Raw genomic sequence first — 18,425 nt, 5'->3', positions numbered from 1 at the left:
ACGGTCACCACCCCACACACTTTTCCTCAATCCCGCTCTGATTTGCTGCCACTAATTGCCCTTCCCTGTCAAACAGCGCTCAAGAACAAGCACTTGGCACGTCCACAGCAAAGCGCCGGATCACAAGGCTTTCGGGTCATTCCAACGTCAAACTTTTACCGTTTGATAAAAAAATAAAGCGTGTTACCGTTCCATCATCCTGAGAAAACATTGGGAGCCAAAAATGGGAACGACACAATCTGGGATCCTCGGCGGCCGCCTGCCGCTCGCGGACTACGAAACCAATTTCTCCGACCTTCATCCAGCCCTCGACAGGCACGAGGCATTGGTCGCATCCGACCGCTGTTATTTCTGTCATGACGCGCCATGCATGACGGCCTGTCCCACCTCCATCGATATCCCGCTGTTCATCCGGCAGATATCGACGGGCAACCCCATCGGCTCGGCCAAGACCATCTTCGACCAGAACATTCTGGGCGGAATGTGCGCCCGCGTCTGCCCCACCGAAACGCTCTGCGAGCAGGCGTGCGTGCGCAACACGGCCGAGGAGCGTCCGGTCGAGATCGGCCGCCTGCAGCGCTACGCGACCGACATCGCGATGAAAGAGAACAAACAGTTCTACACCCGTGCAGAGTCCTCCGGTCAAAGGGTTGCCGTCGTCGGCGCCGGCCCGGCGGGACTTGCCTGCGCCCATCGTCTTGCGGTCAAGGGCCACGAAGTCGTCATCTACGACGCCCGTGAGAAATCCGGCGGCCTCAACGAATACGGCATCGCGGCCTACAAGTCCGTCGACGATTTCGCCCAGAGCGAGGTCGACTATGTGCTGTCGATCGGCGGCATCGAAGTCCGCCACGGCCAGGCACTCGGCCGCGATTTCTCCCTTGCTGATCTCACCGAGCAGTATGACGGCGTCTTCCTGGGCCTCGGCCTTGCCGGCGTCAACGCGCTGCGCATCGAAGGCGAAAACGCGGAAGGCCTCGAGGACGCCGTCGATTTCATCGCTGCCCTTCGCCAGTCGAAGACCAAGGCCGACATTCCCGTCGGTCGCCGGATTGTCGTTCTCGGTGGCGGCATGACCGCGATCGACGCTGCCGTCCAGGCGAAGTTGCTCGGCGCCGAGGAGGTGACGATCTGTTACCGCCGCGGCAAGGAGCACATGAACGCATCCGAGTTCGAGCAGGACCTGGCCGCCTCCAAGGGCGTGACCATCCGCCATTGGCTGCAGCCCAAGCGCATTGCGCTGAAGGACGACAAGGTCGCCGGCATCGAGCTCGAATACACCACCCTCGTCGATGGAAAGCTGACCGCGACGGGCGAAACGGGTATCATTGCCGCAGACCAGATCTTCAAGGCGATCGGTCAGTCCTTCGAGGCATCGGGCCTCGGATCACTTGCGTTCGAAGGCGGCCGGATCGTCGTCGACGCCGAAGGCAAGACCTCTCTTGCCAATGTCTGGGCTGGCGGCGACTGCGTGCTCGGTGGCGAGGACCTCACGGTTTCCGCCGTCGCCATGGGCCGCGATGCCGCTGAAGCGATCAACCGGGCTTTCGCCGCGGCCATGCCGCGCGCGAGCGCCGTTGCATAACGGATCGGGAGAACGGAACAATGGCTGATCTTCGCAACAATTTTGTCGGCATCAAATCCCCGAACCCGTTCTGGCTGGCGTCCGCGCCGCCGACGGACAAGGCCTATAACGTCGAGCGCGCCTTCAAGGCGGGCTGGGGCGGCGTCGTCTGGAAGACGCTTGGAGAGGAAGGGCCGCCTGTCGTCAACGTCAACGGACCACGCTACGGCGCGATCTGGGGCGCCGACCGCCGGCTGCTCGGTCTCAACAACATCGAGCTCATCACCGACCGCGACCTCTATGTGAACCTGCGGGAAATGAAGCAGGTCAAGATGAACTGGCCGGACAGGGCCCTGATCGCTTCGATCATGGTGCCCTGCGAGGAAGAGGCGTGGAAATCGATCCTGCCGTTGGTGGAAGAAACCGGCGCTGACGGCATCGAGCTCAACTTCGGCTGTCCGCACGGCATGTCCGAGCGCGGCATGGGTGCCGCGGTCGGCCAGGTGCCGGAATACATCGAAATGGTCGTGCGCTGGTGCAAGCAGTACACGCGCATGCCCGTCATCACCAAGCTGACGCCGAATATCACCGACGTGCGCAAGCCTGCCCGCGCCGCCAAGGCCGGCGGCACCGACGCCGTTTCGCTGATCAACACGATCAACTCGATCGTCTCGGTCGATCTCGACACCTTCGCCCCGAACCCGACGGTCGGCGGCAAGGGGACCCACGGCGGCTATTGCGGCCCGGCCGTCAAGCCGATCGCGCTCAACATGGTCGCCGAGATCGCCCGCGATCCAGAAACCTACGGCCTGCCGATCTCCGGCATCGGCGGCATCACCACCTGGCGCGACGCGGCCGAGTTCCTGGTGCTTGGCGCCGGCAACGTGCAGGTCTGCACCGCGGCGATGACCTACGGCTTCAAGATCGTCGAGGAAATGATCTCGGGCCTCTCCGACTGGATGGATGCAAAGGGTCACCGTAACCTCGACGACATCACCGGCCGCGCCGTGCCGAATGTCACCGACTGGCAGTACCTCAACCTCAACTACATCGCCAAGGCCAAGATCGATCAGGACTCCTGCATCAAGTGCGGCCGCTGTCACATCGCCTGCGAGGACACCTCGCATCAGGCGATCACCCAGTTCGTCAACGGCGTGCGCCACTTCGAGGTGATGGATGACGAATGCGTCGGCTGCAATCTCTGCGTCAGCGTCTGTCCCGTCGAGAACTGCATCACCATGGAAGAACTGCCGGCAGGTGCCATGGACCAGCGCACCGGCAAGCCGGTCGATCCGAACTATGCCAACTGGACGACGCATCCGAACAACCCGATGGCCCGCCAGGCCGCGGAGTAAGCAAAAGAAAGGGGGCTCAAGAGACCCCAGGCAGTTTGCTGAAATAGCTTTGGCGCTTTAAACAAACGCCGCCGGATTTTCGATCCGGCGGCGTTGTTGTCAAAAGGGTCTCAGACTTCGACAACGACCTTGCCGAAGGCGCCGCGATCGAGATGCGCCAGCGCCTCGCGGAAATCCGCGAACCGGTAGCGCGCGTCGACCACGGGTTTCAGCCCGGCCTGATCGACGGCAGCCACCAGATCCTCCAGCGCTCGGCGATGGCCGACGCCGATGCCCTGAATGACAGGCGACTTCAGCAGCACCAGCGGTGCAGGCGCCGATATCTCCGCCCCTTCAAGCACACCGATGACCGAGATCCGCCCCTGCACCGCCACCGCCTGCAGCGACCGGCCGAGATTGCCACCACCGGCGAGTTCCAGGATATGATCGGCACCGTGATCACAGGTGATCTCAAGCACACGCTCCACCCAGTCTTCCTTGACACGGTCGATGCCATGGTCGGCGCCGAGTTCCAGCGCGCGATCGAGCTTGTCCCGGCTCGACGACGTCACGATGACTTCGGCGCCATGCGCTTTGGCGATCTGAAGCCCGAACAGCGAGACCCCACCGGTCCCTTGCACGACCACGCGGTCGCCAGCCTTCGGCCGCCCCTTCTCGACCAGCGCGTACCAGGCCGTCACACCGGCGCAGGGCAGCGTGCTCGCCTCGCCATCGTCAAGGCTCTTCGGCCCATGCACGAACCAGCCCTCAGGGAAGGCGACATATTCCGAAGCGACGCCCTGGTTGAGACCGCCGAGCGCATACGATGTCGGCTGGCGGGCTGTCCCCGGCTTTTGACCGTCGATCCACGTGGGATCGAAGACGGAAATGACCCGATCGCCAACCCGAAAACGTGTCACGTCGCTGCCGACCGCCTCGACGACACCGGCCATGTCGGAACCCGGTACGAAGGGGAAGGCGAGCGGCATGCCCATGCCGTTTTCGAGCACCAGCTTGTCGCGAAAGTTGAGCGAAAAAGCGGTTGTGCGGACCAGCACTTCGCCTGGCCCGGCCTGCGGGATCGGTCGCTCCGTGAGCTTCAGGTTCTGAGCGCCGAATGCGTCGATAGTCCATTCCTTCATCAGTCTTGCCATGGTCTTTCCTTTCATCGGATTGATCTGATGGGAAAAGCTTAGCGTTGAAATTATCTCTCCAGTTGCGATATGAATTCGTCATATTGGTTCCGCAGAGGATACAAAATGAGTTACCTGAACGGCGTTTCGGTGTTCGTGGAGGCAGCCGATGCCGGCGGTTTTTCCGCGGCAGCAGAAAGGCTCAACCTGTCGCGTTCCGCCGTCGGCAAGACCGTGGCCAAGCTGGAACAAAGTCTCGGCGTTCGTCTGTTTCATCGCACCACCCGCACCCAGAGCCTGACTGACGAGGGGCAGCTCTTCTATGAGAATTGCCTGCGAGGGCTCGGCGAAATCCGGGCCGGCGAGGCACTGCTCGAATCCGGGAAACAGGAGATACAGGGACGGCTGCGCCTGTCGATGCCGGTGCATTTCGGCCGCCAATGCATCATGCCGCTGCTGTCGAGCTGCTCCGTCAACACCCGCGCCTGGAGTTCGACCTCAATTTCAGCGATCGCAACGTCGATCTCGTCGAGGACGGCTTCGATCTCGCCATCCGCACCGGCCCGCAGCGGGGTGAACCCGAACTGATGATGCGCAAGATCGCCGACCAGCGCATGATCGTGTGCGCCTCTCCTGCCTATATCGAAGCCAACGGCATACCGAAGACGATCCAAGACCTGGTGGCGCACCAGGCAATCCTCTATCGCCGCAGCGGACAGCCGCTTGCCTGGTCCTTTCCGGTGAAGGTCGGACAGCCACAGATCGTCACGCCACCGACGCGTCTGCGGCTCGACGACCTGACGTCGATCGCCGACGCGGCGGCCGACGGCTTCGGCATCGCCTGGCTGCCCTGCTGGCTCGTCGGCAACCGCATCGCCTCCGGCTCGCTCGTGCAGATACTCGCTGATGTGCCGGCCTTGTCCTACGACACCTATGTCGTCTGGCCGAAAACCCAATACATGCCGCCGAAGCTGCGCCTGCTCATCGATACGCTTGCCGCGCGCCTGCCAGCCATGATGGAATGACGCCAACGGCTGCCGCTGTCGCGAGCCGTCGGACGAGGTCAGGGAGCGCAACCGGATCGAGCTCTGGCAGCCGAACCCCGCCGAATAGCGCCGGCGGCCGATGTCGCGCAAGACACGATAACGAAACAGATTGTGTAGAAAAGGTAAGTTGTCGGCGTATGCGATCTGGATAATAAAGGGGAAATAACCGAAGCCGGTGTTTCGCCGGCAGAGCTGGGCTCGCTATTTGACGATCATTTCCGCCAATAGACGCAAGCGCATTCACCTCGTGTCTGGGGCAGTGCTTGGTACGTTCATCCTTGCCCATTTCCTCAACCATTCGCTCGGCCTGATCTCCGTCGAGGCCATGGAAGCGGGCCGCAAGGTCTTCAACGTCGTCTGGCACAGCGTGCCCGGCACGATCCTGCTCTATGGCGCGCTGCTGGCGCATTTCATCATGGCGCTCGATAGCCTCTATCGCCGCCAGACCCTGCGCATGCCGATGCGCGAGGCGCTGAAGATCATCTTCGGCCTGAGCCTGCCGTTCCTGTTGATCGGCCACGTAACCGCGACGCGCATCGAACCGCTTTTGACCGGCGTCGACGCCGATTATCCCGGCATGCTGAGGGCGCTTTGGTCAAGCTGGACCAATGCAACCCGCCAGTCGCTCGCCTTGCTGCTCGCCTGGAGCCATGGCTGTCTCGGTGCCTGGTTCTGGATGCGCGGGCGGACCTGGTTTCCGCGCTACGAAATCCTGCTCTATACGGTGGCGATCCTCTTGCCGATCTTCGCGCTTCTCGGCTTCTTCAGCGGCGCCCGCTCGCTGGAGCGCGTCTATGAAGAGCATGGCGGCTATGGCGACCGGGCCGAAATCAGGCCAGCCTACGACATCAACCTGCTCGAAAACATCCGGTTCGGCCTTTATCTCGGCTTTACCGGACTGATCGGCGGCACCTTCATCCTGCGCGTCCTGCCCAAGGGCGGGCGCATCCGGGTGCGCTATCCCGATGGTCGCGTCGCCACCGTCAATCTCGGCTTCAGCGTGCTGGAGGCGAGCCGCGCCGCCGGCATTCCGCACGTTTCGGTATGCGGCGGCCGCGGCCGCTGCTCCACCTGCCGCGTGCGCGTGATCCAGGGCCTCGAAGGCAACCCGGGGCCTGAAGACGCCGAGCTCACGACGCTGACGCGGATCGGCGCACCCGACAATGTGCGGCTTGCCTGCCAGTTCCGCCCTATCCACAACGTCACAGTCGTGCCGATCCTCGATACCGACAGCATCGGCATCAAGAAACAACTGGTGCGGCAGGACGGCGAAGGCCGCGAGCGGCGCATCGCCGTGCTCTTCTGCGACCTGCGCGGCTTTACCAGCATCGCCGAGCACAAGCTGCCCTTCGACACCGTCTTTCTGCTGAACCGCTACTTCGAGATGGTCGGCGAGGCGGTCGAGGATTCCGGCGGCGTCATCGACAAGTTCATCGGTGACGGCGCACTTGCAATCTTCGGCCTCAAGAACTCCTTCGCCGAGGCCTGCCAGCAGTCGCTTGCCGCTGCCGTGCGCATCTCCAAGGGGATCGAGGCCCTCAACCAGACCTTCGAGGGTGAACTCGACGAACCGCTCAGGATCGCGATCGGCATGCACGCCGGCCCCGCCATCATCGGCGAGATCGGCTATGGCCAGGCAACGTCGCTGACCGCCGTCGGCGACACCATCAACACGGCAAGCCGGCTCGAAGGCCTTGCCAAGGAGCACGACGCCCAACTCGCCGTCTCGGCCGAGCTCGTCAACCGCGCCGGCGTGGTGATGGACGCACACAAGCGGCTCGACATCAGCCTTCGCGGACGCCAGGCGACACTCGAAACCTGGATCGTCGAAGATGCCGGCGATATCGCCAAGGCCTTGCAACCGTCGCCGGCTCCGGCTTAGGTGCGCGGGCACACGCATCTCCCGCCATCGACAGTTCCGGAAGCCAGCATGAAACAGGATGTCTCGCCGAAAACGGCGCACCAGAGCCACGCCAAGGGCGCCGAAAAGCTCAAGGCGCATCTGGCGATGCTGACCTTTTCGGCGCTGATCGCGGGCTCCTTCTCCTTCGGCGGGCTCGCGGCGCAGCACATGGGTGCCGGCCCGCTGACGCTCTGGCGCTACCTACTGACCGTCGTCGTCCTTGGCGCGCTCACCTTCGGCTATGCCAGGGTGCCGTTCCAGATCCCCAGGCAATTGTGGCGCTTCCTCATCTTGGGCGGGCTGATTGCCGTCTACATGCTGACGATGTTCAAGGCGCTGGAATTTACCGATCCGGTATCGACCGGCGCCGTCTTCACGCTGATGCCGCTGTTGAGCGCAGGCTTTGCCTTTCTGCTGCTCGGCCAGCACACGAGACCAGGTGTTCTGGCGGGCTTGATCATCGCCGCACTTGGCGCCGTCTGGGTGATCTTTCGCGCCAACATCCAGGCGATCCTCGCCTTCGATATCGGTCAGGGCGAGCTGATCTTCTTCGTCGGCGTCATCTGCCACGCGATCTACGTGCCGCTGATCCGCAAGTTCGATCGCAAGGAAAACCCTTTCGCCTTTGGGTTCTGGGTTGCCGCCTGCACCGTGCCTTGGCTTCTGGTGCCGGGCGCTGCAGGACTTGTCACCACCGACTTCGCCAGCCTGCCGGCCATCGTCTGGATCGCCGTCGTCTACCTCGCGGTCGTCACCACAGCGATCACCTTCCTGCTGCTGCAATACGCATCCCTGCGCCTGCCATCGTCGAAGGTGCTCGGCTATGGCTATCTGACGCCAAGCTTCATCATTCTGCTTGAAGGTATTCTTGGCCATGGCTGGGTCAGCCTGCCGGTTCTCGCAGGCGCACTGACGACGGCCTGCGGCCTGGCGCTGATGGCGCTGCTGCCGGACTGATCCCGGAAACACTTTAGGAAGCGGGCTGCTCGCTCACCTGCAGCCCGTCGACGAACAGGCGCTCGAGAAAACGCGCCGCATCCTCGAACCGGCCCTCGCCGGAATTGCCCTGCCCCAGCACGGCGCGCACCTGCACGTCGAAGTCGGCATAATGCTGCGTCGTCGACCAGATCGCGAAGATCAGGTGGTACGGGTCGCACTTGGCGATCTTGCCGGCCTTGGTCCAAGCGCGGATGACCTCCGCCTTCTCGTCGACGAGTTCCTTGAGTGGCCCCTTGAGTTCGTCTTCGATATGCGGTGCGCCCTGCAGCACTTCGTTGGCGAAGAGCCGACTTTCGCGCGGGAAATCTCGCGCCATCTCCAGCTTGCGCCTGATGTAGCTGCGGATTTCGGTGACAGGGTTTCCCTCCGCGTCGAAGGCACGCAACGGATCGAGCCACGTATCGAGCACGCGATCGATCAGCGCGCGATGCATCGCTTCCTTGGTGCGGAAGTAATAGAGCAGGTTCGGCTTCGACATGCCGGCAACATCGGCGATCTGGTCGACAGTTGCGCCGCGAAAGCCGTGGGCGGAAAACACCTCCAGCGCCGCCTCCAGAATGCGCTCTTCCTTCTCCTCCTGGATGCGTGTACGCCTCTGGGTCTTGGCCGCTCTCGGAAGTACCATTTCGCCCCCTGCCGGTGCCTGCGCGCTGATCCGCACAGGCGGTATCTGCCCAAATTTCGGCGCCGCCATCTTTTTGGGCAACAACTTCGTTTTTTTGTTTTTCCGGCTTGAGTGCCGCAACGGAAGTTGTAATGTTTACCAACCGGTCAAATTATCAGCCAGTTCGCCAGCAAAGGCAACGACTGATCGAAGGGCACCAGAAAAAACCAAGCCTGGATTTGACCAAGGGAACATGAGGGGCATGCACCACCCAAGGTGCAGCCCGAAAGAATGAGGAGACCGCCGTGGCAGCACCTGGCGAGAACATGCGCGTCAATGCCGACCGCCTGTGGGATACGTTAATGGACATGGCCAAGATCGGCCCGGGCATCGCCGGCGGCAACAACCGCCAGACGCTGACCGACGAGGACGGTGAAGGACGAAAGCTCTTCCAGTCCTGGTGCGATGAGGCGGGCCTCACCATGGGCGTCGACACCATGGGCAATATGTTCTTCACCCGGCCCGGCACCGACCCGGATGCGCTCCCCGTCTATGTCGGCTCCCATCTCGACACGCAGCCGACCGGCGGCAAGTTCGACGGCGTGCTCGGCGTACTCTCGGGCCTTGAGGTCGTTCGCTCCATGAACGATCTCGGCATCAAGACCAAACACCCCATTGTCGTCACCAACTGGACCAACGAGGAAGGCGCGCGCTTTGCGCCTGCCATGCTCGCCTCCGGCGTCTTTGCCGGCGTGCATAGCCAGGACTTTGCCTATGGCCGCAAGGACCCGGAAGGCAAAACCTTCGGCGACGAGTTGAAGCGCATCGGCTGGGTCGGCGACGAAGAGGTCGGCGCCCGCAAGATGCACGCCTATTTCGAATATCACATCGAGCAGGGCCCGATCCTTGAAGCCGAAAACAAGGACATCGGCGTCGTCACCCACTGTCAGGGCCTCTGGTGGCTGGAGTTCACACTGACCGGGCGTGAGGCGCACACCGGCTCGACGCCGATGAACATGCGCGTCAACGCCGGCCTTGCCATGTCGCGCATCATCGAGATGGTCCAGGCAGTGGCGATGGAAAACCAGCCGGGCGCCGTCGGCGGCGTCGGCCAGGTGGTGTTCTCGCCCAATTCGCGCAACGTCCTGCCCGGCAAGGTGGTCTTCACCGTCGACATCCGCTCGCCCGACAAGGCCAAGCTTGACCGCATGCGCGCCAAGATCGAGGCGGACGCACCCAAGATTGCCGATGCCCTCGGTGTCGGCTGTTCCGTCGAGGCGATCGGCCATTTCGAGCCGGTGACCTTCGATCCGAAACTCGTCACCGCCGTGCGCAACGCCGCCGAAAGGCTCGGCTATAGCCACATGAACCTCATCTCCGGCGCCGGGCACGATGCCTGCTGGGCGGCCAAGGTTGCGCCCGCGACCATGGTCATGTGCCCCTGTGTCGGCGGCTTGAGCCACAATGAGGCGGAAGACATCTCCAGGGAGTGGGCAGGCGCCGGCGCCGACGTCCTCTTCCACGCCGTCGTCGAAACGGCCGAAATCGTCGAATGAGTTTGCGGGCGGGACGAAAGTTCCGCCCTTTTTCGTGGCGGCCGAGGGGCCACCGGAAGCACAATCGCGAGGATGAAAATCAATGAGCACTGTCATCAAGGGTGGAACCATCGTCACGGCCGATCTGACCTACAAGGCGGACGTGAAGATCGAAGGCGGCAGGATCGTCGAAATCGGCCCGGACCTCAAAGGCGACGAAACGCTCGACGCCAGCGGCTGTTTCGTCATGCCGGGCGGCATCGACCCGCACACCCACCTCGAAATGCCGTTCATGGGCACCTACTCCTCGGACGATTTCGAAAGTGGCACAAGGGCAGCGCTTGCGGGCGGCACGACCATGGTCGTGGATTTCGCCCTGCCCTCGCCCAACCAGTCGCTGCTCGAAGCACTCACCATGTGGGACAACAAGTCGACGCGCGCCAACTGCGACTACTCCTTCCACATGGCGATCACCTGGTGGGGCGAGCAGGTCTTCAACGAGATGGAGACCATCGTCAAAGACAAGGGCATCAACACCTTCAAGCATTTCATGGCCTACAAGGGTGCCTTGATGGTCGACGACGACGAGATGTTCTCGTCCTTCCAGCGCTGCGCGGCCCTCGGCGCGCTGCCGCTCGTGCATGCGGAAAACGGCGACGTCGTCGCACAATTGCAGGCCAAGCTGCTTTCGGAAGGCAACAACGGCCCGGAAGCGCATGCCTATTCGCGACCCGCAGAAGTCGAAGGCGAGGCCACCAACCGCGCCATCATGATCGCCGACATGGCCGGAAGCCCGGTTTACATCGTCCATACCTCCTGCGAACAGGCGCACGAAGCCATCCGCCGCGCCCGCGCCAAGGGCATGCGCGTTTTCGGCGAACCGCTGATCCAGCACCTCACGCTCGACGAAACCGAATATTTCAACAAGGACTGGGACCACGCCGCCCGCCGCGTGATGTCGCCGCCGTTCCGCAACAAACTGCATCAGGACAGTCTGTGGGCCGGCCTTGCTTCCGGTTCGCTGCAAGTGGTGGCGACCGACCATTGCGCCTTTACATCCGAGCAGAAGCGCTTCGGCGTCGGTGATTTCACCAAGATCCCCAACGGCACCGGCGGGCTTGAAGACCGCATGCCGATGCTGTGGACCCACGGCGTCAACACCGGCCGCATCACCATGAACGAGTTCGTGGCGGTCACCTCGACGAACATCGCCAAGATCCTCAATGTCTACCCGAAGAAGGGCGCCGTTCTCGTTGGCGCCGATGCCGACCTCGTCGTCTGGGATCCGAAGCGCACGAAGACGATCTCGGCCAAGAGCCAGCAGTCGGCGATCGACTACAACGTCTTCGAGGGCAAGGAGGTGAAAGGCCTGCCGCGTTACACGCTGACGCGCGGTGTCGTCGCCATTGAGGAAAGCACCATCAAGACCCGCGAAGGCCACGGCGAATTCGTCCGCCGCGATCCCTTCCCGGCCGTCAGCACCGCGCTCACCACCTGGAAGGAAGTCACCGCCCCCCGCGCCGTCCAGCGCAGCGGCATCCCGGCGACCGGGGTTTGATCCTGGTGTTTCGCGGTCTGCACGTCTTCACGCCACTCTGTCCCACCGGACATGTCCCGCCAGACCGGCGGGACGCTTCGGCGCGGTTGCAGGTTGCGTCAGCCGGGCACGAGCGCGTCGAGCTCCGGCAGGAGGACGACGCTTTCCTGCTCCTTCGGGTCGGTGCGGACGATCACCGCCGAACAGGGCGCATCGGAAAGGTTTGCCGGCAGATGCGGCACGCCGGCCGGAATATAGAACATCTCGCCGGCGCGAACGATCACATGCTCCTCCAGCCGCTCGCCGAACCAGGTGTGAGCCTCGCCCGACAGCACATAGATCGCCGTCTCGTGCCCCTCATGCAGATGGGCCTTTGCGCGCCCACCGGGCGGGATCGTCAGGAGATGCATGCAGATGCCGGTCGACCCGACGGTTTCCGCCGCGATGCCCTCGAAATAGCTCAGCCCCTGCTTTCCGGCATGTCCGCTGCCGGGGCGAACCACGCGACAGCCAGGATTGGATGATCGAGACATGACTGTTCTCCAGAATTCCCTGAAAAACCAGCAGCAAACCGCTCCGCTTCCAAATCCGCGATTGCATGTTGCCGGTCCGGATAGCAGTCTGACACAGCCAAGCCAGAATGAGTATTCGCCGATGACGTCCAATACCGCATCCGTGGTTTCGGCCCGGGATCTCTGCCTGACCTTCGAAACTGCCGACGGCCCGGTCAACGCCCTGACCGGCGTCAATCTCGACGTTGCCAAGGGGGATTTCGTTTCCTTCATCGGCCCCTCCGGCTGCGGCAAGACCACGTTCCTGCGCGTGATCGCCGATCTGGAAAAGGCGACCTCCGGCACCATCACCGTCAACGGCATGACGCCTGAGGAAGCCCGGAAGCAACGTGCTTATGGCTATGTGTTTCAGGCAGCTGCGCTTTACCCTTGGCGCACCATAGAGAACAACATCGCCCTGCCGCTGGAGATCATGGGCTATTCCAAGGCGGAGAAGAAGGCGCGCATCGACCGCACGCTTGATCTCGTCAACCTCACGGGCTTCGGCAAGAAATACCCCTGGCAGCTTTCGGGCGGCATGCAGCAGCGCGCGTCGATTGCCCGCGCGCTCGCCTTCGACGCCGATCTCCTGCTGATGGACGAACCCTTCGGCGCGCTCGACGAGATCGTTCGCGATCACCTGAACGAACAGCTTTTGAAGCTCTGGGCGCGCACCAACAAGACCATCTGCTTCGTCACGCACTCCATCCCGGAAGCGGTCTATCTCTCCACCAAGATCGTGGTGATGAGCCCCCGCCCCGGCCGGGTCACCGACATCATCGAATCGCCCCTGCCGCGCGAGCGCCCGCTCGGCATTCGCGAAACGCCTGAGTTTCTCGAGGTCGCCCATCGCGTGCGCGAAGGCCTGAGAGCGGGACACAGCTATGAAGAATAGCGCGGCGTCTGCAACTGTCTGCCGTCCCGCAACGCAAGGCGACATGCGCGCCTGCACCGATATTCTCAATCGCTGGATCGATGCGACCGCCTGGATGCCCCGGATCCACGACCGCGCCGACGTCGAGCGATATTACCGCGAGACAGTCTTTCCCGAACGCACCGTGATCGTGGCCGAGCGGGACGATCGCATCGCAGGCTTCATGGCGCTCGCAAGCGATCACTACGTGACGGCGCTTTATATCGACGCACCTGATCGCGGCATGGGCGTCGGCAGAGACCTGCTCAGCACCGCCAAGACCTTGTCGCAACAGGAATTGAACCTCTGGACCTTCGAGGCAAACGCCAGGGCCCAGCGCTTCTACGAGGGCCAGGGCTTCTCCGTCGTTCGCCGGACCGATGGCGACAACGAGGAAAGCCTGCCCGACATTCTCTACCACTGGCGTGGCGCGGAGGGCCGGCCATGAACCTTGCCTATGTCCTCTGGCTGCTGCTGGCCACCACCATCTTTCTCGGTGGCGCGACCGCTTCGCGCGCCTATGTCTCCAACAGCCATATCGGCGTGCTGGTCCTGGCGCTCGGGCTCTACATGGTCGGCAACATCATCATGGTGAAGCTGATGCGCGATGGCGGCCTCGGCCTTGCGATCTCGCTGTCGGCCGTCGTGCAACTGGTCCTCGTCAACATCATCGCCTTCGCCGTCTTCGGCGAAAGGCTGAGCCTCACCCAGGCGGCCGGCGTCATGCTCGGCATCGCCGCCATGGGCCTGATGTTGCTGCCGACAAGCGGAAAGGCGTGACGATGCGCGAGGAAAGCTTCGTTCGAGACAAACTCCTGCCCGTCGGCACCGTCGTGGCGCTGCTGATCGTGATCTGGTACATCGCGGTCGTGTTCCTGAACGCGCCGTTCGAGCGCGACACGGCTGCCCGCGCCGGCACCGAGATCAGTTTCTCGCAGATCGTTCACAACACCATGGCGCAGGAGCGACCGGTCCTGCCGGCGCCACACCAGGTGATCGCCGAGATTTGGGACACGACCGTCAACAAGCCGATCACCTCGAAGCGCAGTCTGGTTTATCACGCCTGGATCACGCTTTCGGCCACCCTGCTCGGTTTCGGCATCGGTGCCGTGCTCGGCATTCTCTTGGCCATCGGCATCGTGCACAACCGCGCGATGGACCGGTCGCTGATGCCCTGGGTGATCGCCAGCCAGACGATCCCGATCCTCGCCGTCGCGCCGATGATCATCGTCGTCCTCAACGCGATCGGCATCTCCGGGCTTTTGCCGAAAGCGCTGATCTCGACCTACCTCTCGTTCTTCCCCGTCGTCGTCGGTATGGTGAAGGGCCTGCGCAGCCCCGAGGCGATCCAGCTCGACCTGATGCACACCTACAACGCCTCTAAGGCACAGACCTTCTGGAAGCTGCGCTGGCCGTCGTCGATGCCCTATCTCTTCACCTCGCTGAAGGTTGCCGTGGCGATCTCGCTCGTCGGTGCGATCGTCGGCGAGTTGCCGACCGGTGCCGTCGCTGGCCTCGGCGCCCGCCTGCTCGCCGGCTCCTATTATGGCCAGACGGTGCAGATCTGGTCGGCCCTGTTCATGGCGGCAGCGCTTGCCGCGGTCCTCGTCATGATTGTCGGCTTTGCGCATACCGCCGTCCTCAAGCGCATGGGGGCCAAGCCATGAACCTACCGATCCTCGTTGGTGCCATCGTCTTCTGGCTTGCCGCCTGGGCGTTCAACGAATGGCTGGTGCGCCAGCGCTTTCAAAGCGAAGCGGCCAATCGGGCGGCGCACTTCGCCGTGCCGGTCCTTTTCGGCATCACGCTCCTGGTACTCTGGGAAGGCATCGTGCGCGGCTTTTCCGTGCCCTCGGTGTTGCTGCCGGCACCGTCGATGATCTGGCTGCGCCTGATCAACTCGGTGCCGACACTGGCGGCCGATTTCCGCCAGACGTTCCTGAAGGCGGTACTGACAGGTTATGCGCTCGGCTGCGGTCTCGGCTTCGTCGTTGCCATCCTCATCGACCGCTCGCCGTTCCTGCAAAAGGGGCTGCTGCCACTGGGCAACTTCGTCTCGGCCCTGCCGGTCATCGGCGTCGCTCCGATCATGGTCATGTGGTTCGGCTTCGACTGGCAGTCCAAGGTCGCCGTCGTCGTCATCATGACGTTCTTCCCGATGCTGGTGAACACCATCGCCGGACTGGCAGCGTCCAGCCACATGGAGCGCGACCTGATGCGCACCTATGCCGCCTCCTGGTGGCAGACGCTGATCAAGCTGCGGCTGCCGGCCGCCTGGCCGTTCATCTTCAACGCACTCAAGATCAACTCCACCCTGGCGCTGGTCGGCGCCATCGTCGCCGAATTCTTCGGGACACCCATTGTCGGCATGGGGTTCCGGATCTCCACGGAAGTGGGCCGCATGAACGTCGACATGGTCTGGGCCGAAATCGCCGTCGCGGCGGTGGCAGGTTCGGCTTTCTACGGGGTGGTGGCGCTCATCGAGCGCGCCGTCACCTTCTGGCATCCTTCCATTCGCGGAGGGCGGGCCTGAGAACACGCAGCACTTCAAAGACAATGAAGCAAAAACAAGAGGGAACTGACATGAACAAGAGACTTGCATCGCTTCTCGCCGCAGGCGTCTTTTCGCTTACAGCGTTCCATGCCCAGGCCGCCGACAAGGTGACGCTGCAGCTGAAATGGGTCACGCAGGCGCAGTTCGCCGGCTACTACGTCGCCAAGGACAAGGGGTTCTACGAAGCGGAAGGGCTTGACGTCGACATCAAGCCGGGCGGCCCGGATATTGCGCCCGCGCAGGTGATTGCCGGTGGCGGTGCCGACGTCGTCGTCGACTGGATGCCTTCGGCCCTTGCCACCCGCGAAAAAGGCGTACCGCTCGTCAACATCGCCCAGCCATTCAAGAAGTCGGGCATGATGCTGACCTGCCTCAAGGAAAGCGGCGTCACCAGCCCGGACAAGTTCAAGGGCCATACCCTCGGCGTCTGGTTCTTCGGCAACGAATATCCGTTCCTGTCGTGGATGTCGCACCTGAAGATCCCGACGGATGGCGGGCCGGAAGGCGTGACCGTTCTGAAGCAGGGCTTCAACGTCGATCCGCTGATCCAGAAACAGGCGGCCTGCATCTCGACCATGACCTACAACGAGTATTGGCAGGTCATCGATGCCGGCATCAAGCCGGACGATCTCGTTACCTTCCAGTACGAGGACCAGGGCGTAGCGACGCTCGAAGACGGCCTCTACGTGCTCGAAGACAAGCTCAAGGATGCGGCCTTCAAGGAAAAGATGGTCAAGTTCGTGCGCGCCTCGATGAAGGGCTGGAAATACGCCGAGGAGAACCCGGATGAAGCAGCCGGCATCGTTCTCGAAAACGACTCCACCGGTGCCCAGACGGAAAAACACCAGAAGCGCATGATGGGTGAAGTCGCCAAGCTGACCGCCGGCTCGAACGGCGCGCTCGATGAAGCCGACTACAAGCGGACCGTGCAGTCTCTGCTTTCCGGCGGTTCCGATCCCGTTATCTCCAAGGAGCCGGAAGGCGCCTGGACGCATGAGATCACCGACGCGGCTCTGAAATAAGAAGAAACGAACTGAACGATAGAAGAGGGTCGCGCGACAGCAATCGCGCGGCCCTCTTCCGTTTCCGTGCAAGCCGTTCATGGCCCGCCAGGGTTGCCTCGAATGTCCGGGCGTGGGGGTGGCAATTCGAGGCCAACGGGCGGTTGATGCGCCTCAATTGTCAAGATCGTGTCGAGATTGCAACCAAGACTGCAGAACGCGAGAAATATTGAGGAACCATCACTTCACCGCACTTGTAAGCACATGATGTCAAGATTACATAGGCGCGGATGTTTGTTGGAGGCAAGCAACACGGAGGAGTTCATTTTCCGAATGTCTTGCCTGCGGGATTAGGTCCCAGTTCTGCCTGCGCTCACGGTCTGATACCGTGTGAGCGGCGCATGAATACAATGGCCGTGCGCCTATGCCTTGTTTCGCTGGTCGGCGAAAACAGGTGTCGGCGAAACTGATAATCGCTTGATTGTGCAGGGATCCGGCCTTGAAAGGCACAGATCCTCTTTATGTCGTTTCCGTTGCCGGGATTGTAAAGCCGATGGCTCACAAAGTAATACCTGCTCTCAGCGTTTGCGCTGCGATGATCATTGCCCCTTTTTCAAGTGCATTTGCCGAGGACGCAGCCAAGGCTCAGCCCGCGCACAACCTGCCATCAATCGTCGTGACAGAAGCCGTCGATCAGTCGATCAGCGATCGGGTCGTTGCAACCGGGACGATACAGGCGGTGGAACAGGTTTATGTCGCGCCCCTGGTTGAAGGATTGTCGATCCGCTCACTGAATGTCGACATCGGCGACAAGGTCGAAGAAGGCAGCGTGCTGGTCGTTCTCAACGATGACGCGCTGCGGCTTGAAAAGAGCCAGCTCGAGGCTTCGCTCGCCAAGGCGGAAGCCGGGCTTGCACAACTCAACGCACAGCTCAGCGAAGCCAAGGCAAATTCCGAGGAAGCGACACGCGTCAGCGATCGCAACGCGGAGCTTGCCAAGAACGGCACCGTCTCGACCGCAGAGGCCGATCGTGTCCGCGCACTTGCGGCCGCCACCCGCGCCCGCGTCCGCTCCGCCGAACAGGCCGTTGCCGTATCCAATGCCGATATCAAGGTGGCGCAGGCCCAGATCGACGACATCGATCTCCGCCTCACCCGCACCGAGGTCAAGGCCCCGGTCGCCGGCGTCATCTCCGCCAAAAACGCCAAGATCGGCGCGATCGCCAATGGCAGCGGCGAACCGCTGTTTGCGATGATCCGCGACGGCGCGATCGAGATGAAAGCCGATGTCGCTGAAGCCGACATCATCAAGCTTGCCGTCGGCCAGCCGGCGACGATCACGCTTGCCGGCGGGAACACCAAGGTCGAGGGCGCCATCCGCCTGATCGCCCCGACGGTCGATCCCGTTTCCCGCCTCGGCACCGTGTTCATCAGCCTCAAGGACACAGCCAAGGCACGCTCGGGCATGTATGCCAACGCCATCATCACCGCCGAAGAGAAGACCGCTGTCGTTCTGCCGCAAACAGCGGTTACCAACGAGGACGGCAAGACCATCGTGCGCAAGGTCGACAACGGCGTGGTGAACATCATCCCGGTGAAGACCGGCATCTCCGACGGCAAGTTCGTCGAGGTGGTCGAAGGATTGAAGGCCGGCGAACAGGTCGTGGCCCGGGCCGGCGCCTATGTGCGCGACGGCGACCGCATCAACCCCGTCAAATCAGCGCAACCAGCGACCAACTGACAGGAACCGT

General features: G+C 62.5%; 16 protein-coding genes and 1 pseudogene. 14 read left to right on the top strand and 3 right to left on the bottom strand.

Translation table 11 applies throughout. The annotated features are described in order from the left end of the window. Nucleotides 1-223 precede the first annotated feature (223 nt). The gene (locus BLJAPNOD_RS08420) at nt 224-1,585 is read left to right on the top strand and encodes an NAD(P)-dependent oxidoreductase (RefSeq protein ID WP_115419493.1); all 1,362 of its coding nucleotides are present in this window, start codon (nt 224-226) and stop codon (nt 1,583-1,585) included. Between the two features lie 20 nt (nt 1,586-1,605). Then, nucleotides 1,606-2,919, top strand: coding sequence for an NAD-dependent dihydropyrimidine dehydrogenase subunit PreA (gene preA, locus BLJAPNOD_RS08415; protein WP_115419492.1), 1,314 nt, complete (start codon nt 1,606-1,608; stop codon nt 2,917-2,919). Nucleotides 2,920-3,029: 110 nt separating this feature from the next. Here preA and BLJAPNOD_RS08410 read toward each other — a convergent pair whose 3' ends face one another. Further along, nucleotides 3,030-4,052, bottom strand: a complete 1,023-nt coding sequence (locus tag BLJAPNOD_RS08410; RefSeq protein ID WP_115419491.1) for an NAD(P)-dependent alcohol dehydrogenase — start codon at nt 4,050-4,052, stop codon at nt 3,030-3,032. 105 nt (nt 4,053-4,157) lie between these two features. Here BLJAPNOD_RS08410 and BLJAPNOD_RS08405 point away from each other — a divergent pair. The 3 genes and pseudogenes from BLJAPNOD_RS08405 to BLJAPNOD_RS08395 all read left to right on the top strand — a co-directional run bounded on the left by BLJAPNOD_RS08405 (nt 4,158) and on the right by BLJAPNOD_RS08395 (nt 7,937). Continuing rightward, nucleotides 4,158-5,056 (top strand): annotated as a pseudogene (locus BLJAPNOD_RS08405) (LysR family transcriptional regulator). Nucleotides 5,057-5,282: 226 nt separating this feature from the next. After that, nucleotides 5,283-6,959 carry an adenylate/guanylate cyclase domain-containing protein gene (locus BLJAPNOD_RS08400; protein ID WP_115421198.1) on the top strand — a complete coding sequence of 559 codons (1,677 nt, stop codon included), beginning with the start codon at nt 5,283-5,285 and terminating at the stop codon, nt 6,957-6,959. Nucleotides 6,960-7,007: 48 nt separating this feature from the next. Continuing rightward, entirely contained in the window at nt 7,008-7,937 is a 930-nt protein-coding gene (locus BLJAPNOD_RS08395) for a DMT family transporter (protein ID WP_244610897.1), read from the top strand. A 13-nt stretch (nt 7,938-7,950) separates the two neighbouring features. Here BLJAPNOD_RS08395 and rutR read toward each other — a convergent pair whose 3' ends face one another. Further along, the gene (gene rutR / locus BLJAPNOD_RS08390; RefSeq protein ID WP_077503459.1) at nt 7,951-8,604 is read right to left on the bottom strand and encodes an HTH-type transcriptional regulator RutR; all 654 of its coding nucleotides are present in this window, start codon (nt 8,602-8,604) and stop codon (nt 7,951-7,953) included. A gap of 284 nt (nt 8,605-8,888) precedes the next feature. Here rutR and BLJAPNOD_RS08385 point away from each other — a divergent pair, with 284 nt between their 5' ends. Together BLJAPNOD_RS08385 and hydA are read left to right on the top strand one after the other, a co-directional pair. Beyond that, entirely contained in the window at nt 8,889-10,139 is a 1,251-nt protein-coding gene (locus BLJAPNOD_RS08385; RefSeq protein WP_115419490.1) for a Zn-dependent hydrolase, read from the top strand. Between the two features lie 82 nt (nt 10,140-10,221). After that, nucleotides 10,222-11,676 (top strand): dihydropyrimidinase, encoded by a 1,455-nt coding sequence (gene hydA, locus BLJAPNOD_RS08380; protein WP_077503279.1) that lies wholly within the window; start codon nt 10,222-10,224, stop codon nt 11,674-11,676. Between the two features lie 98 nt (nt 11,677-11,774). Here hydA and BLJAPNOD_RS35590 read toward each other — a convergent pair whose 3' ends face one another. Next, nucleotides 11,775-12,188 (bottom strand): cupin domain-containing protein, encoded by a 414-nt coding sequence (locus tag BLJAPNOD_RS35590; protein ID WP_199565914.1) that lies wholly within the window; start codon nt 12,186-12,188, stop codon nt 11,775-11,777. A 121-nt stretch (nt 12,189-12,309) separates the two neighbouring features. On the opposite strand from BLJAPNOD_RS35590, the gene BLJAPNOD_RS08370 reads away from it, so the two are divergent. From BLJAPNOD_RS08370 to BLJAPNOD_RS08340, 7 genes are all read left to right on the top strand, one after another. Continuing rightward, nucleotides 12,310-13,101, top strand: coding sequence for an ABC transporter ATP-binding protein (locus BLJAPNOD_RS08370; RefSeq protein ID WP_077503458.1), 792 nt, complete (start codon nt 12,310-12,312; stop codon nt 13,099-13,101). Further along, the gene (locus tag BLJAPNOD_RS08365; RefSeq protein WP_115419487.1) at nt 13,091-13,567 is read left to right on the top strand and encodes a GNAT family N-acetyltransferase; all 477 of its coding nucleotides are present in this window, start codon (nt 13,091-13,093) and stop codon (nt 13,565-13,567) included. The genes BLJAPNOD_RS08370 and BLJAPNOD_RS08365 overlap by 11 nt, the downstream gene beginning before the upstream one ends. Beyond that, complete coding sequence (locus BLJAPNOD_RS08360; protein WP_115419486.1) at nt 13,564-13,899, top strand: hypothetical protein; 336 nt, start codon at nt 13,564-13,566, stop codon at nt 13,897-13,899. The genes BLJAPNOD_RS08365 and BLJAPNOD_RS08360 overlap by 4 nt, the downstream gene beginning before the upstream one ends. Nucleotides 13,900-13,901: 2 nt before the next feature. After that, on the top strand, nt 13,902-14,786 hold the full coding sequence (locus BLJAPNOD_RS08355) for an ABC transporter permease (protein ID WP_115419485.1): 885 nt from the start codon (nt 13,902-13,904) through the stop codon (nt 14,784-14,786). Beyond that, a complete protein-coding gene (locus tag BLJAPNOD_RS08350) occupies nt 14,783-15,652 on the top strand; it encodes an ABC transporter permease (protein WP_115419484.1) in 870 nt (289 codons plus the stop codon). The genes BLJAPNOD_RS08355 and BLJAPNOD_RS08350 overlap by 4 nt, the downstream gene beginning before the upstream one ends. 50 nt (nt 15,653-15,702) lie before the next feature. Then, nucleotides 15,703-16,695 carry an ABC transporter substrate-binding protein gene (locus BLJAPNOD_RS08345; RefSeq protein WP_115419483.1) on the top strand — a complete coding sequence of 331 codons (993 nt, stop codon included), beginning with the start codon at nt 15,703-15,705 and terminating at the stop codon, nt 16,693-16,695. A 532-nt stretch (nt 16,696-17,227) separates the two neighbouring features. Beyond that, nucleotides 17,228-18,415, top strand: coding sequence for an efflux RND transporter periplasmic adaptor subunit (locus BLJAPNOD_RS08340; protein WP_115421196.1), 1,188 nt, complete (start codon nt 17,228-17,230; stop codon nt 18,413-18,415). The last annotated feature ends 10 nt before the right edge of the window (nt 18,416-18,425 follow it).

The sequence above is a fragment of the Ensifer sp. M14 genome, assembly GCF_003355565.1.
Classification (GTDB): domain Bacteria; phylum Pseudomonadota; class Alphaproteobacteria; order Rhizobiales; family Rhizobiaceae; genus Ensifer.
This window is presented reverse-complemented; position numbering and strand designations above follow the sequence as displayed.